11 protein-coding genes are annotated in these 14,278 nt (G+C 44.1%); 5 read left to right on the forward strand and 6 right to left on the reverse strand.

Translation table 11 applies throughout. The features are described from left to right. Nucleotides 1-155: 155 nt before the first annotated feature. From BUB19_RS12280 to BUB19_RS12295, 4 genes are all read left to right on the forward strand, one after another. Nucleotides 156-2,087 (forward strand): hypothetical protein, encoded by a 1,932-nt coding sequence (locus BUB19_RS12280; protein ID WP_143156018.1) that lies wholly within the window; start codon nucleotides 156-158, stop codon nucleotides 2,085-2,087. Between the two features lie 40 nt (nucleotides 2,088-2,127). Further along, nucleotides 2,128-2,949 carry a DUF2490 domain-containing protein gene (locus BUB19_RS12285; RefSeq protein WP_084097233.1) on the forward strand — a complete coding sequence of 274 codons (822 nt, stop codon included), beginning with the start codon at nucleotides 2,128-2,130 and terminating at the stop codon, nucleotides 2,947-2,949. A gap of 15 nt (nucleotides 2,950-2,964) precedes the next feature. After that, nucleotides 2,965-3,435 (forward strand): hypothetical protein, encoded by a 471-nt coding sequence (locus tag BUB19_RS12290; protein ID WP_073094831.1) that lies wholly within the window; start codon nucleotides 2,965-2,967, stop codon nucleotides 3,433-3,435. 228 nt (nucleotides 3,436-3,663) lie between these two features. Further along, complete coding sequence (locus BUB19_RS12295; RefSeq protein WP_073094832.1) at nucleotides 3,664-6,825, forward strand: AsmA-like C-terminal region-containing protein; 3,162 nt, start codon at nucleotides 3,664-3,666, stop codon at nucleotides 6,823-6,825. Between the two features lie 4 nt (nucleotides 6,826-6,829). Here the strand turns inward: BUB19_RS12295 and BUB19_RS12300 are convergent, their stop codons facing one another. The 3 genes from BUB19_RS12300 to BUB19_RS12310 are packed head-to-tail and all read right to left on the reverse strand — an operon-like array spanning nucleotide 6,830 to nucleotide 9,264. Beyond that, nucleotides 6,830-7,366: a hypothetical protein gene (locus tag BUB19_RS12300; RefSeq protein ID WP_073094833.1), complete on the reverse strand. Its 537-nt coding sequence runs from the start codon at nucleotides 7,364-7,366 to the stop codon at nucleotides 6,830-6,832. A gap of 13 nt (nucleotides 7,367-7,379) precedes the next feature. Further along, on the reverse strand, nucleotides 7,380-8,672 hold the full coding sequence (locus BUB19_RS12305; RefSeq protein ID WP_073094834.1) for a hypothetical protein: 1,293 nt from the start codon (nucleotides 8,670-8,672) through the stop codon (nucleotides 7,380-7,382). Nucleotides 8,673-8,685: 13 nt separating this feature from the next. Continuing rightward, a complete protein-coding gene (locus tag BUB19_RS12310) occupies nucleotides 8,686-9,264 on the reverse strand; it encodes a YceI family protein (protein WP_073094925.1) in 579 nt (192 codons plus the stop codon). A gap of 925 nt (nucleotides 9,265-10,189) precedes the next feature. Here BUB19_RS12310 and BUB19_RS12315 point away from each other — a divergent pair. Continuing rightward, nucleotides 10,190-10,729 (forward strand): porin family protein, encoded by a 540-nt coding sequence (locus BUB19_RS12315; RefSeq protein ID WP_218588562.1) that lies wholly within the window; start codon nucleotides 10,190-10,192, stop codon nucleotides 10,727-10,729. A gap of 88 nt (nucleotides 10,730-10,817) precedes the next feature. Here the strand turns inward: BUB19_RS12315 and argJ are convergent, their stop codons facing one another. Genes argJ through BUB19_RS12330 form a run of 3 tightly spaced genes read right to left on the reverse strand, consistent with a single transcriptional unit; the run spans nucleotide 10,818 to nucleotide 14,277 of the window. After that, nucleotides 10,818-12,029, reverse strand: coding sequence for a bifunctional glutamate N-acetyltransferase/amino-acid acetyltransferase ArgJ (gene argJ / locus BUB19_RS12320; protein WP_073094836.1), 1,212 nt, complete (start codon nucleotides 12,027-12,029; stop codon nucleotides 10,818-10,820). Between the two features lie 12 nt (nucleotides 12,030-12,041). Continuing rightward, nucleotides 12,042-13,094, reverse strand: coding sequence for an N-acetyl-gamma-glutamyl-phosphate reductase (gene argC, locus BUB19_RS12325; RefSeq protein WP_073094837.1), 1,053 nt, complete (start codon nucleotides 13,092-13,094; stop codon nucleotides 12,042-12,044). Then, on the reverse strand, nucleotides 13,075-14,277 hold the full coding sequence (locus BUB19_RS12330) for an acetylornithine transaminase (RefSeq protein ID WP_073094838.1): 1,203 nt from the start codon (nucleotides 14,275-14,277) through the stop codon (nucleotides 13,075-13,077). The genes argC and BUB19_RS12330 overlap by 20 nt, the downstream gene beginning before the upstream one ends. Nucleotide 14,278: the final 1 nt, after the last annotated feature.

The following is a 14,278-nucleotide window of genomic DNA, read 5'->3' on the forward strand; positions in this document are numbered from 1 at the left end:
TCGTCATTCACCCTTCGATATACACTATTTTTTCAGTCAGTTTGTAAGGAGTAATTTCACGTCTGTTTCATCTAATTGATAAATCAATAATTGCTTATGGCCGCTTTGTGATTTAAATAACTATGTACAAACACTTTCTTATTCTTATTTTAATTGTGTTCCAGCACTCAATAGCCTGGGGACAGTCTCAACAGGTGTATGATGGTGATTATGAATTCAAGGGTAGGCAGGGACAGGCGACTTTTGAGTTTAGCGAGGACAACGATGGGAAGCTGATTTTAGATGGTTTTTTCCGTTTTCGTCTGACAGAAATCGATTCACTCGACCAGACATTATTGAAGAAGTTTCAGGTAAGTGGAGAATACCAGCAAAATAAGAAAGAGGGAAACTGGCGTTTTGACAGTGAAATCCATAGAATTAGTCTGGACGATGTCATCGATTTTGAAGTAATCGCCAGCCTGGAAAGTGAGGACATTGAAGTCAATGCCACTTACAGAAATGGGATCCGGGAAGGTAACTGGCGTTTCGATGAAAGAACTTTTGTACAAGGTGAGTTGGCTCCAAAGGCTACCGCAAACAGCATAAAATTCTCCGATGGCTATATAGTTGACGATATTTATTTCAGAAGATTTGAAGGAGATTTTACCCAGTTTATCCGGGGCGAAATTAATGACAGGGGTTTCATGGACGGGGAGTGGTCTCTGGTCTATCTCAAAGACAGCCTGCTCATCTCCGAAGTCCGGAATTACGAAAACGGGTTCCTGCTCGGATTAACCAAAAGAAACCTGAAATCCAATGAAAGAATTGAGGAGGCAATTTTTTATTCCACTATAGAAAAACTGAACCAGGCCAATGAGGGCGAAAACGAGGGATTTGAAATCGCAGAAAGAAAGTTCGGTCTGGTTTTCAATGATGGATACCGGCCTTCTTCACCTCACTTAAAAATTCAGGTGGACGGAAATGAGTTTATTGATGAGTTCATTTCCAAATTACTCCAATTTGATGAAGCTGTGGATGAAGATGGAAAAATCCTTACCTATCCTTTCTTTACCAAAAGGTTTGAATTTGAGTATGAAAGTGAAACAGAGGAAAGCCTCCGGGAAATCCCGAAAATCTACAGTGAACTGGAAGAGTTGGTGACAAGGACCAGCGAAATGAATTCGCTCTCGCTCAACAAAGATAAAAGTGACTCCCTTTCTTTTGCATACCGTTACTTCCAGGACAGGAAATTGAAAATTGAGCAGATGGCCTACTTTTTAGACCTGATCGAGTCCGGTGATATCAAATATTTTGACCTGAACAATTTTACGGGTAGAGGAATCGAATTCATGTCTCCGATAGACCTGATTACCTACGAATATCAGGGGGATACATTAAGGCGCATGATTCCCAGAGTAGTCAGCGTTGAAGGAAATGAAGCCTTTTTTAAGAGTTTCGAAAACTACCTTAGGGAAGAGTTGTCAATCGCGTCACGACTGGGAAGCTACGTCGACGACCAACTCTACTCAATAGAAGTAGATAATACACTGATGGCTTTGGAAGCCAAAATCCTGGAAGAAAAAACCCGTGTCGATTCACTTTATCTCGGCCAGGAGACCGGTTCAGAAGAGGAACAGGAAATGTTTGAGGCGATATTTGCCAATTTTCTAAAAGAATCGTTTGCCGATTTCAGTGAACAATATGCCGAAGCTGAGGATTTTGCAATCAAGACGGAGAAAGGTGAATTGATGTTGGATTTACTCAATGAATTGACAATCAGGTTACCTGAGCTCTCCGCCATCTATCCTGCCAATGAGGAAATTGACGAACTGTACAAGGAGGAAACGTTTAACCCTTTTACCTATACCCGCTATGATGTGCGGGCAAAAGAGCGGCTTTATGAAAGCGGAGCGGTAAAGCTGTTTGAGCATTACCTCGAAGCGCTAAAGGATGAGTCAGATTATACCCAAATAAAAGACCATATCAGTAAAATTCAAAAACTCCAGGAAAGGATGATCCAACTAAGAGATGCCGATACCAAAGGCTTGGAAAGACGGCTAGGCAGAAGAAGTAGTATCAACAGGATAGAGTCCGCACTTGATTTATAATTTAATTAAGAAGATGAATTTTCTTAAAATGACTTCTTGCATGAAATTTTGGTTTTGCTTTTGGGTCTTCCTTACAGTTCTCAGTGCCAATGCCCAGGAGGGATCCGGGGAAAATGAGCCCTATATTCCCAAAAAAAGGACTAACCTAAGTCCTACGACAGAATTATGGAATGGCCTTTATATCAAGTTGCGCCTGACCGACAGGATTTTCTGGTATCAGGAAAACCATTACAGGAGACGGTCCAGCCTGAATGACAGAACGGATTTCCTTGGCCGAATGGGCCAGATCTACAACAGGTTTGGTTTTACCTATCTTTTCAACGATCAGTTTGAAGTAACTGTTGGCCCCACCGTGGTCCTTAATTTTGCTCCGGACTCTGAAGATCCGGGATACCTGAACTATACCATCGAACCCAGGATCTGGCACCAATGGCTGCTGACCCAGGGTGTAGGAAGTGTAAAGATCCTGCACCAATTCAGGTTTGAGCACCGTTGGAAAAGGTACAATGACATCGGGGCAGATTACAACTATACAAACCGTTTTCGCTACAAAATCACAGCCTATGTTCCACTGAACAAGCCAAAAATGGAAAATAAAACGTTTTTCATCGCGCCTTCCAATGAGATATTCTTCCAAACCGGAAGCCACATAACAGATATATTGGAAGAAAACAGGCTTTATACAGCTATTGGCTACACCTATAACAACTTTATGTTCTTTGGCGGTCACATGTGGACCTACGGACCCACATCTATTCCGTCCACGTACAGCAACCGACACGTCATCAGGCTTAACATCATGTACACGCTGGATTTCAGAAATAAGAGGAGGCCCGTGGTGAGAAGTTTACCTTCATTTTAATCAATACTGGTATCCATGAAAAAAATTTGTTTCATTTTCCTATTCCTTTGTCTTTGGAATATTGGCCAGGCGCAAATTGAAGGCCAGTACCGCTTCCAATACGGACATGATTTTTCTACCGGCACCGATTATCTGGGCGTAAATTTCGTTGGTGAGTATTTTCCGGTAGACAATGTATCCTTTGCGCCCTCATTTTCTGTTTACCTGCCCAAAACAGGTAAAGCAAGCCAGATTGATCTGACGGGTAGGTATTATTTTACCGAAGATGACTTGCAGGCCTACGGCTTACTCGGCTACGGTTTTTATCGGAGAAGATCAGAATTTGATAGGCAAGACCCGCTCAGAGGGGCTTCCGGTGTTCACTTTGGTGGCGGAGCCTTATACAGGTTTCTGGAAGTGCTGGGGCTAAACGGAGAGGTAAAGGTCCAACCTCAGTACGGCGGAAGATTCAACGTGAAATTGGGCGTTAGCTACTTTATCAATTGATTAAAGTGAGGAATTTGGATTGGTGAGGCTTATCTGCATCCCAAAAATCACAATCCTGCCGGAATCGGTTGCTGTAGCTGCCCGGTCAGCTTCAGAAAGAAGAATCGGCAAAATGTACCGACAATTTAATAATCCAGGAGCTGAATTAATATTTTTACATGGTTTGGTAATAATTGATCTTTTTTTGTAATATTCCGTAATTATTTTTTGGATTCAAAGGCGTTGCATATGCGAAGAAGAAAACGGATTATTGTGGTAGTCCTGGTCCTATTGCCATTTTTAATTTTAGGAGGCGGACTGCTCGGGATCTATACCAACCAAAGCTCCATCACCCGAAAAGCGCTTGATCTGGTCAATGAGCAGTTTGAGGGCGAATTGACCATCTCCGATTCTTATATCTCTCTTTTCGCCACCTTTCCGTATATCTCTGTAGACCTGCGGGGGCTGCGCTTTTTTGAAGACAAGGCAAAAACGAACAAACCTCTCTATGAGGCAGAGGACGTTTATCTGGGATTTAATGTCTTTGATATTTTGCTGGGAAGCTATGATGTGAAGAACATCAAAATTAAAAATGGTCACCTGGATCTGGTACAATATGAAAATGGAGACATCAATCTGTTATTGGCAAAAAACGTCAAAGCAGATACAGCCGCTTCCGACGCCAGCTCAGAGGCTTTTGAGTTTAATCTTAGCCAATTCACGCTGGAGGGATTTGACCTCTCCTTTTTCGATCAGGCTTCGGGTCTGGAGACTTTGTCCCGGGTGGAAAAATTAAAATCAACATTCTCTGTGGTCTCAGATCAGGTATACCTCGAAATGGAATCAAGCTTGATACTGACTGTGCTACAGGACGGTGTACCTACTTTTTTTAATAACAAACACCTGGAACTGGACTGGAAAACAGACTATGACCGGAATGAGGAAAAGATTACCATCTCCCCCTCAAAATTATCTCTGGAGGCCTCCCGGTTTAGCCTGGAAGGCATGGTGGATATAGACGACGATTTCAACCTTGACCTCAAACTATATGGTGAAAAACCGGATTTCAATATTTTTGCCGCTTTCGCACCTCAGGAAGTCGCTGAGGCACTGCAAAAGTATAAAAACGAAGGGCAAATCTATTTTCTGGGTACCATATCAGGAAAATCCGCCAACGGATATACGCCAGCCGTGGCTGTGGAGTTTGGATGTGAAAATGCCTACTTCGTAAATACGTCTGTAGAAAAACGGGTAGATGACCTGAGATTTTCAGGCTTTTTTACTAATGGAAAAGACAGAAACCTTAAATCCTCCGAACTGAGATTACAAAATTTCTATGCGAAACCAGAGCAGGGGGTTTTTCAGGGGAGGTTGGTAATCCGGAATTTTGAAGACCCCTACATAAAAATCAACCTCCATGCGGATCTGGACATGGAATTTATGAGCCAGTTTTTCGAAATTGAAGGTTTACAAAAGTTTCAGGGGCAAATTATTTTAGATATGGACCTGGATGAATTGGTAGATCTGGACCTGCCAGGACAAAGTATGGCCCAATTGAAAGCTGGAATAGACAGTGAATTGACTTTAAAAAACCTTTCTTTTTTCATTCCGGAATATCCTTTCCCGGTAACCAATGCCAATGGTCATGCCGTAATGGAAAATGGCCGGGTTACACTGGACCAATTGCAGTTTTCCATTGGAGATTCTGATTTTGTGTTTAAAGGAAGTCTCAGTGATTTCCCTGCTGTTTTCCATGGTTCTGACAAAGACGTAACGCTGGATTTGACAAATAAATCAAGCACTGTCAGTATCCCACAATTGCTTGCATTTGACTCAACTTTAATGGCAAGTACCGATGAAATCATTAGCGATTTACAATTTAAACTATCCCTCCACAGCAATGCCAGAGAATTGACCAACTTCAAATACCTTCCAAAAGGAACTTTTAAAGTCGAAGATTTTTATGCCAAACTGAGCAATTACCCCCATACATTTCATGATTTTGATGTATTGCTTCGGATTTTGGAAAACGATATCTCCATCGAGAACTTCACCGGTGAAATTGATGGAAGCGATTTCCATTTCTCGGGGCTGATTTCCAATTATACCAAGTGGCTACATCCGGTAAAGACAGGAACGAGTAGCTTTGATTTTAACCTGGATTCCAAACATTTGAAGGTAAAAGACCTTCTTAGCTATAAGGGAGAAAACTATCTGCCGGATGATTACAGAGACGAGGAATTGAAAGATTTACGACTCAAAGGCCATCTGGACCTGCACTACGATTCTGTATTCCGGTCTGCAGACTTACAACTTCATCATTTGGAGGGTAAGCTGAATATTCACCCGCTAAAACTGGAAGACTTTAAAGGCAACATCCATTTTGAAGATGGGAATACCCTGGTTGAGAACTTTGGAGGCAGGTTGGGGAAAAGTGATTTTGAAATCAACATGGCCTATTTTGCTGGAAAAGATAGCCTGTTACGTAGCCGCCCGAATAGTTTTGCACTAAAGGCCAATGCCCTGGACCTCGATGCCCTGATGAACTACGAAGCAAGGACCAGCGGAGAACCAGTAGTCCACGCAGACACCTTCAATATTTTTGAATTGCCCTTTTCAGACATGCACTTTTCAGCTAAAATCGGGCAGATGAACTACCACAATTATTGGCTTGAAGATCTCACAGCAGAACTTAGAACTACTAAAAACCATTACCTATATGTTGATACGCTTTCCTTAAGGACAGCTGATGGCAGCATGGGAATGGATGGATACTTTAATGGTTCAGACCCGGAGCACATTTATTTTCACAGCACCATGAAAGCAGACAGGCTGGATATAGACAAGCTGATGGTTAAATTCGATAACTTCGGCCAGGATTTCATGATTAATGAAAACCTTCATGGTAAAGTAAGTGGTACCATCACCAGTAAATTTCTGGTTCATCCCGACCTTACCCCCATTATCGAAAAAAGCGAAGCACACATGGACCTTACCGTATATCAGGGCAGTTTGGTGAATTTCACGCCCTTACAAGCCATGTCTTCCTATTTCAAAGATAAAAACCTGAACATGGTCCGGTTTGACACCCTTCAGAATACCTTTGATGTCAGGGACGGAATGTTATTAATTCCCAGCATGACTGTCAATTCAAGCCTTGGATTCATTGAGTTATCGGGCAAGCAGGGATTGGATTTGAGTATGGATTATTTTATCCGGGTTCCACTGGGAATGGTCACTCAGGTCGGTTTTCGCTCCCTTTTTGGGGGCAGGAATAAAAATGAAATCGATCCTGATCAGGAAGATGAAATTGTCTACCGTGACGAAGATAAAAAAGTAAGGTTTGTCAATATTCGGGTGAAGGGTACGCCAGAAGATTATCAGTTCAGCCTGGGAAAAGACAAGAATTAGTCGCTTATCCGGGGCCTGTGTACAATTTGATCTCCAGATCAATATTTTCCTCTACGCTGACCAATCCTCCCAGACGGCTGGGAGTTTCCAACTCCAGCTCCTCAAAGGAGAGCTGGACCTTTCCAGCCAAAAGGTATTGGCTTTTGTCAAACATTACCTTATCCAGCATCAATCGCTTGCCGGCTAATTTGATGGACAAATCCCCGTAAAGGTTGGATTGTCCTTTGAAAAGACGCAGCACCCTCACCTCGCAGACCGGATATTGATCGGCTTTCAGCGTTCTGCGAAAATCTCCGTTCAAAATAAAATTACCGCAGCCAAATTCCCTAACCGGAATGGTAAAATTCAGGGATCTGGCTGTGGTATTCATTGGCCCAATAAACAAGGTATCGCCAATCTGTTCTTTGTCGTAACTGCACTCAAAATCACCAATAGAGGTTTTCCCCTTTACGATAATTTCCTTTTGCTGGATGACCAAAGTTTCCTTCTGGAGACTTCCCATCCATAAGAGACTACAAATCAAAAGACTGGCGATACGCATGACCTATAGTGGTTTAAAATCCGATAACTCCTTCTATCATCAGGCCATTGAATTTGCCTCCGTTTCTGATATCGCTGGCAGCAAAGTCCTGATAATTCTGGCTTACATACTCTAATTTAGCCAGAATATTTCTGGTAATAAACCAGCCACCACCTAGCTGCACCCGGGAGATGGAAGGTTCGAGTCCATTGGACATTTCTCCGCCGATCTGGTTGTACCTGCCGGCGAGGTAAAACTTCTCCATTGCTCCAAAACGGTACACTGCATCTATCCCCACCTGATTCCAGGTCCTCTCCGCTGTTTCATTAGCGGCCTTTCCTCTGGACTGTTCCAGGGTACCGAATAATTCCAGACCCTGAAATTTCACAAAAGGATTGATTACCAGGGCGGTCACATTGTCCCGCATACCGGGATTGAATCTGCCGGAGGTAAAATTGCCAGCAGTCGAAGCAAGGGTATTTTCCATAGCCAGGTAATACCTGGATCCTGCCCTGTCACCAGACCAGAGCGTATTGTTTACCGAACCTCCAGTGGTATATACGGAGCCGGTCAGCCTGAGCCGCAGTTCGTTATCCAGCGTCTTGTCGTAGCCCAGTTTGCCGATAAATGAGGGCTTTCGGCGTGCAGGGTTGGTGACGCCCCCCTGAATTTCGCCACCGGTCATTGAGGCAACTGCAAGGAAACCATTGTCCTGGAATATGACTTCCGCTCCGATTTCGGTGGCAAAGGCATCCATGATATAATTGCCTACGAAGGGATTATAAAAGGCATTTCCGTTGTCTGATCTTCTGTAGTGGGAATCTCCATAATTGATTTCCATATGCCCTACTTTAATGGTGACCTTCTCCATCATCTGATCAAACAGAGCGCTGTTTAGGAATTTGAGTTTATCAAACTGGAGGTATCCGCCTTTGACCCAGGTTTCAGGATGGTGTCTGGAGGAAAGGTAGGTGATCAGGTTTAACCTGATACCATCGGCCAGGGCCACATCAATGTTCAGGTTGGCAGTTGCCAGATTAAATCCGGAACCAATATCGATCAATTCGTTGGTATTGACGCCATTCTCATTCACAACCGGATTTGCGCTGTTTTCGTGACTGAGCGATTGAAACTGCTGGGCAAAAGCCCCGCCAATACGCACCCTCACACCGTCAAATGCTACTGTGTCTGCTTTTCCGGTTTCAAATACATTGATCCCCCGTTGATCATATGCTCTCCAGAATTGCATGTCCCGTTGCTGGGCATGGGCCTGGCCCAAAAATGCCCATAATACTGCTACTGATAATATAATAATCCTGCTTTTCATAATCATAAAAGTTTTAATTTACTGGGTTAAGATTCATATCAATGGTAATTGTCATTTCATCGCCGGTCTTGATGGTACCAAACACGGCTGTGGGTGGTTCAAGGCCAAAATCTGTCAACTTTATCTTAGCAGATCCATTCACCCTGACACTGTTCCCCTGCGGAGCTACACGAAGCTGAAAAGGAACAGTTCGGGATTCACCGGCAATTTGAAGTCTTCCCGTAGCCTTCCAGCCGTTTCCCCCGTCCTGATTGGCTTCCAGTAGGGTAAAACTGATTTGCGGATGATTATCGGCTTCCAATGCCTTATAGGCATTGTTGTCCATCTGACCTTTTCCGCTTTTCAGCGCTTTTACCGGCATGCTGAACTTTGCTGTGCTGATACTGGTAACTTTCCCGGCAGAAACTCTCAGTGATGCCGATCCACTTGCTTCAGAAGAGACCATGTTCCAATCGTGAAGGGTGGAGGTGCCGGAGACTTTCATTTCTGGCTTGTCTGCCACTTCATACGATTGCTGGCTGAACCCATTAAAGGCGATAAAGCCCAGGCTAAGGCATGCCAGTAAAAATACCTTCTTCGAAAATTGATACATTGCTTTTTGGTTTAGGTCCGAAAATCGAAATACGGTTAGCATATACTTGTGAGCTATCACCGTTTGCGATTCAAAGGTAGACAGCATTGGACCCCAAAAACATGAGCAAAGTCAGTATTTGATATGATCTAATTCCCTTCGCAGAATGACAGACGGCATTTCAGTTCCCTATGGGCTAGACCTCAAAAATCCCTAGCCGCAGAAAGTACCAGGTGCACAAGGGTAAGCGCAGCTAAGGGAAACAAAAGATTATATAATTAGTTTTTATATAAAAAAAAATAAGCTATGAAATAAAATTTCATAGCTTAAGTCAATTAACAATAAACCCAAAATAACCAAGATGTACAAGAAGGATTCGAACCTCCCATGACCATTGTCATCTCCTGCTCCCCGTTGAGGGTTATACAAATCAAATCCGAATGATTTGATATGACAAAGGTATAGAAAAAAATTATTTTAAAAAAGAAACATAGTCTTTTTATAAAAATTTATTTTAATTTAATTTTTATGCCAAAAAATTAAAAATTACTTAATCCTGACCGGTTTTTCATTCAGAAAATTAACAATATTAAATTTGGTATAAGGAAGTCAGCTTGTATTTTCTGAAATTTTATTCTATCTATTTGATTATTTCCTTTTCAATGAGCGGTCGTTCCTCCCAATACCAGGTTACATAGCCGGCATTAAAGCAAATAGGCCCGTAACGGCAGGTTATAGGGTATCTCGGGTTTGGTACATCAAATGAGGTGGACTAAATCTCTTTAAATTGGAAATGTCTTTTACCCTGTTTCTCCTTTTTGTTTTTTACAACCTTACTACTGTGTCAACTCAAGAGACCAAATGTCTCTCTCTACAGGCGCAAATCCCCATTTTTTTATATCTTTAAACCCGAATGATGTTTCGCATACCTTTTTATCTCAAGACAATGATCAGACCTTTCATTATTGCTTCATTTTTATTTTTGCTTTCCTGGAAAAGTGTGGCGCAGGAAGGGGTACACCAAATCAATTTTGGGTTTGACGCCGGCATTACCCTGAATGAATACTATCAGACTCAATTTCCAGCGGGATTTGGGGCCTCTGTCAAGGGGCTTTATGGCGTCGGATACAATGCGCAGCTGGCGCTTACTGCCAGCTACCTGTATTTTCCACTGGATCCTGCATTTATTTTACCTACCGGAGAAAATTTATCCCTCCACCTGCTCCCCGTTTTAGCAGGGTACCGGTTAAACTTTAAACCTTTCTTCTTTGAGCCCCAACTGGGTGCAACGCTGTTTATCAACCAATACAAAAATCAACCCAATACCTATTCGGAAAGCAATATGGAATTTACTTTTGCTGCTGAGTTGGGCTATTTATTAAATAGCGTGGAATTGAGTCTGAGGTACCAGCATGCCGGCCCCTCTCCTTTCCAACTCGGCTTACTGGGTCTGAGGGCAGCTTATATTTTGCCGCTGGGGCTGTGAGGTATTTCATTTACGTCGCCGTAAACGAACAGCGGCCGGCAGATACTGATTGCTGCCGGCCGCTATTTGTATGTCTGATGTGAATTGCTCAGGTCGTGTACACTGAATTGAACATGACATAATCTGTAGTAAGATCGGACCCCCATCCTACCGCTTCCTGCTTGCCGGTATTGAGCTCCAACCTAATTTTGATATGAGATTCTCTGAGTAATTTTTTCATGTGGTTTTTGTCGAAGGTGGTGGGCGTTCCCCGCTCCAAAACCAATACCTGATTATTGGCATCGCCAAGGTACAGGTTGGCTTTCTTGTAATTGAAACTGATACCTGCATTGCCGCAGGCAGCGATAATCCTCCCCCAATTGGGATCCCGCCCAAACATGGCTGTTTTCACCAATGTGGAATCCGAAATGGCCCGCACCAGTTTCATGGCCACATTCTCAGAAATTGCCTTGGACACTTTGTATTCTATAAACTTGGAGGCTCCTTCGCCGTCGGAAACTATCAGTTTGGCCAGGTGGACCAGTATTTCCTGAAGTTTGTCTTTAAATGTCACAAATAAAGGGTCAGTTTCACTGGTCACCTTTTTGTTTCCCGCCATACCATTTGCCAGGATGGCCACCATATCGTTGGTAGACGTGTCACCATCTACCGTGATCATATTGAATGAACGATCCACACAATGCTTGAGCGTTTTTTGCAGCAATTTTTCATCAATGGATATATCCGTTGCCAGGAAACTCAACATGGTAGCCATATTGGGGTGAATCATACCTGATCCCTTCGCAATACCGCCTATAGAAATGGTGTTGCCCTCCCACTCAAAATCGACAAAGCCTTCCTTGGCAAATGTATCTGTGGTGAGAATAGCATTGGCCAGAAAAGACCCCGCTTTGGTATCATTGGACAGCTTGGGGACAGTAGATTTGATCCCTTCTACAACTTCCTCAGTCGGGAATGGCTCACCGATCAAGCCTGTGGAAGCCACGATCACGTCGTCCGCTGAGATTTTCAGTGCTTCTGCTACCGTCTGTGCCATCGCCTCAGCGCCCTTCCTACCCTGCTCTCCAGTGCAGGCATTGGCATTTCCGGCATTGCAGACGATCACCTGAGCCCTATTGTTTTTCAGGTTTCTTCTGGTGATTTTTATCGGCTCGGCCTGCACCTTATTTTGCGTCAGCGTAGCGGCTGCAGCAGCAGGCACTTCGGAAAAAATCAAGGCCAGATCTCTGCGCATCGATTTAATCCCTGAATGGGCTCCCCAACATTTGATCCCCTTTACATTCGTAATATTTTTTATCATTTTATCTGTGCTTTATGGTTGCATGGGTACCTGGTCCAGTCCGGCAGATTCCTCCAGCCCTAACATTAAGTTCATGTTGTGAACGGCCTGGCCTGCAGCCCCTTTCACCAGATTATCAATCGCTGTTATCACAATAGCTCTTTTGGTCCGGTCGTCCCAGAAGGGATACACATCAGCATAATTGCTCCCCCTCACCTCCTTTATGGACGGTGCCTGATTTCTCAACCTGACAAAGGGTTTTTCCTGGTAAAAATCCTGATATAAGCTATCTAGCTTTTGCTGACTCATGTCTCCCTCTACGCCCATATAGGCAGTAGCCAAAATTCCTCTGTCCACCGGTAATAAGTGCGGGGTAAACTGTAAATTAACCGATTTTTTCAGTAAAAATGAAAGCTGTTCCTGGATTTCCACGGTATGCCGGTGATTACCAATACCATAAGCTTTGAAATTATCATTGACATTTGAAAAATGAGTGACATTGCTGGCTTTTACCCCTGCCCCTGTAAGTCCCGACTTGGCATCTATGATGGCACCCGCCGGATCCACATCCAGGGCGTTGAACAAAGGCGCAAGGCTCAATATGGAAGCCGTGGGATAACAGCCGGGGTTGGCCACCAAACTGGCTTTTCTGATACTGTCTTCATGCAACTCCGGCAGTCCGTACACCGCATTGCGGAATCCTTCGGGATAGGTATGCTTCTTTTTGTACCATTCCTCGTAGACCTCAGGGCTGGCAAGTCTGAAGTCCCCGGACAAATCGATAATTTTGATACCTGATTTCTCCCATTTTTTTACAAAATCCATGGAAACACCATGAGGCAGGGCCAAAAACAGGACATCCAAATCAGATACTTCCACATCAGCAGCACGTACCAGCTCCAGGTCTACTATGCCTGAAAACTGTCCGTGCAGCTCCGAAAATCTTTTACCCTGATGCGACTCAGAAGTGATATTGACGATCTCCAGCTCGGGATGGTTGACCAGTATCCTGGCCAACTCAGAACCCGTATATCCGGATGCTCCGATGATACTTGCTTTAAATTTCTTATTTTTCAATTTGCTCATGAGATATAATGATCGTTTTTAATTTATCCAGCACCTTTACCAGATCCTCTTCCGGAATATTCAGCGGTGGCACAAGGCGCAATACGGATTCTGCCGTAGCATTGGCGATGATCCCTTCCTCCATCAACGCTTTTACTACCGGCGCAGCAGGCCGGTCAAGTTGGATACCTATCATCAAGCCTAAACCTCTCACTTCTTTGATCATGGGATGCTCTTTTGCCCAGGACCGGACGATCTTCATCAACCATTCGCCCTTTTCTTTTGCAGCCTGACAAAGATTTTCTTCGAGAATGGTCTTGATGGTCGCAAGGGCTGCGGCAGAGGCAAGTGGGTTGCCACCAAAAGTGGTGCCGTGGTCACCGAAATCAATCGCGGCGCCAACCTTTTCGTTGCAGAGAAATGCGCCAACCGGCATACCGCCTCCGAGACCTTTGGCCAGAGTCATGATATCCGGCTGAACTCCGAAATGGTCTTTGGCAAATAGATGTCCGGTCCGGCCGATGCCGCATTGAATTTCATCGAATATCAGCAAAACATCCTGTTCGTTGCATAGCTTTCTCACCGCCTGTAAATAGGCCCTTTCTGCGGGAATGATCCCTCCTTCACCCTGGACTGGCTCCAAAATGACCGCCGCAGTGTCTGGTGTAATGGCCTTTTCCAGCGCATTTATATCATTAAAATCCACCTGGGCAAAGCCGGCAGGAATGGGTGCAAATCCCTTCTGGTACTTGGCCTGTCCGGTTGCAATGGTGGCCAGCGTTCTACCGTGGAAAGATGTTTTCATCGAAATGATTTGACCACCCCTGTTTTTGGTGGATGCATACTTCCTGGCGATCTTGATGGCCCCTTCTACCGATTCGGCCCCACTATTGGTCAAAAACACATGCGACAACTTACTCAGGTCTACCAGCAACTTGCTGAGCGCGACCTGGGGTGGACTGACAAAGAAATTGGAAATATGCATCAATTCGGCTGCCTGGTCCTGAATGGCAGCAACTACCTTGGGATGGCAGTGCCCCAGATTATTGACCGCAATTCCGGCAAGCATATCAATGTACTCCTTGCCGTCAGCATCCCATACCCGGCTTCCCTTGCCCTTGATCAGCGCCAGCGGAAAGCGCTTGAAGGTAGGCAGGTAATGTTTTTTATCTTCTTCATATAAATATTCGTTTGAAATCTGCATG

It is taken from the genome of Cyclobacterium lianum, from assembly GCF_900143075.1.
In the GTDB taxonomy this organism is placed as follows: domain Bacteria; phylum Bacteroidota; class Bacteroidia; order Cytophagales; family Cyclobacteriaceae; genus Cyclobacterium; species Cyclobacterium lianum.

What these genes read in the sequence shown, in the direction of transcription:
- BUB19_RS12310 (WP_073094925.1), bottom strand. Translation starts at nt 9,264, where the DNA reads ATGTATCAATTTTCGAAGAAGGTATTTTTACTGGCATGCCTTAGCCTG.
- BUB19_RS12330 (WP_073094838.1), bottom strand. Translation starts at nt 14,277, where the DNA reads ATGCAGATTTCAAACGAATATTTATATGAAGAAGATAAAAAACATTAC.
- argJ (WP_073094836.1), bottom strand. Translation starts at nt 12,029, where the DNA reads ATGATAAAAAATATTACGAATGTAAAGGGGATCAAATGTTGGGGAGCC.
- BUB19_RS12305 (WP_073094834.1), bottom strand. Translation starts at nt 8,672, where the DNA reads ATGAAAAGCAGGATTATTATATTATCAGTAGCAGTATTATGGGCATTT.
- BUB19_RS12285 (WP_084097233.1), top strand. Translation starts at nt 2,128, where the DNA reads ATGAAATTTTGGTTTTGCTTTTGGGTCTTCCTTACAGTTCTCAGTGCC.
- BUB19_RS12300 (WP_073094833.1), bottom strand. Translation starts at nt 7,366, where the DNA reads ATGCGTATCGCCAGTCTTTTGATTTGTAGTCTCTTATGGATGGGAAGT.
- BUB19_RS12295 (WP_073094832.1), top strand. Translation starts at nt 3,664, where the DNA reads ATGCGAAGAAGAAAACGGATTATTGTGGTAGTCCTGGTCCTATTGCCA.
- BUB19_RS12315 (WP_218588562.1), top strand. Translation starts at nt 10,190, where the DNA reads ATGATCAGACCTTTCATTATTGCTTCATTTTTATTTTTGCTTTCCTGG.
- BUB19_RS12290 (WP_073094831.1), top strand. Translation starts at nt 2,965, where the DNA reads ATGAAAAAAATTTGTTTCATTTTCCTATTCCTTTGTCTTTGGAATATT.
- argC (WP_073094837.1), bottom strand. Translation starts at nt 13,094, where the DNA reads ATGAGCAAATTGAAAAATAAGAAATTTAAAGCAAGTATCATCGGAGCA.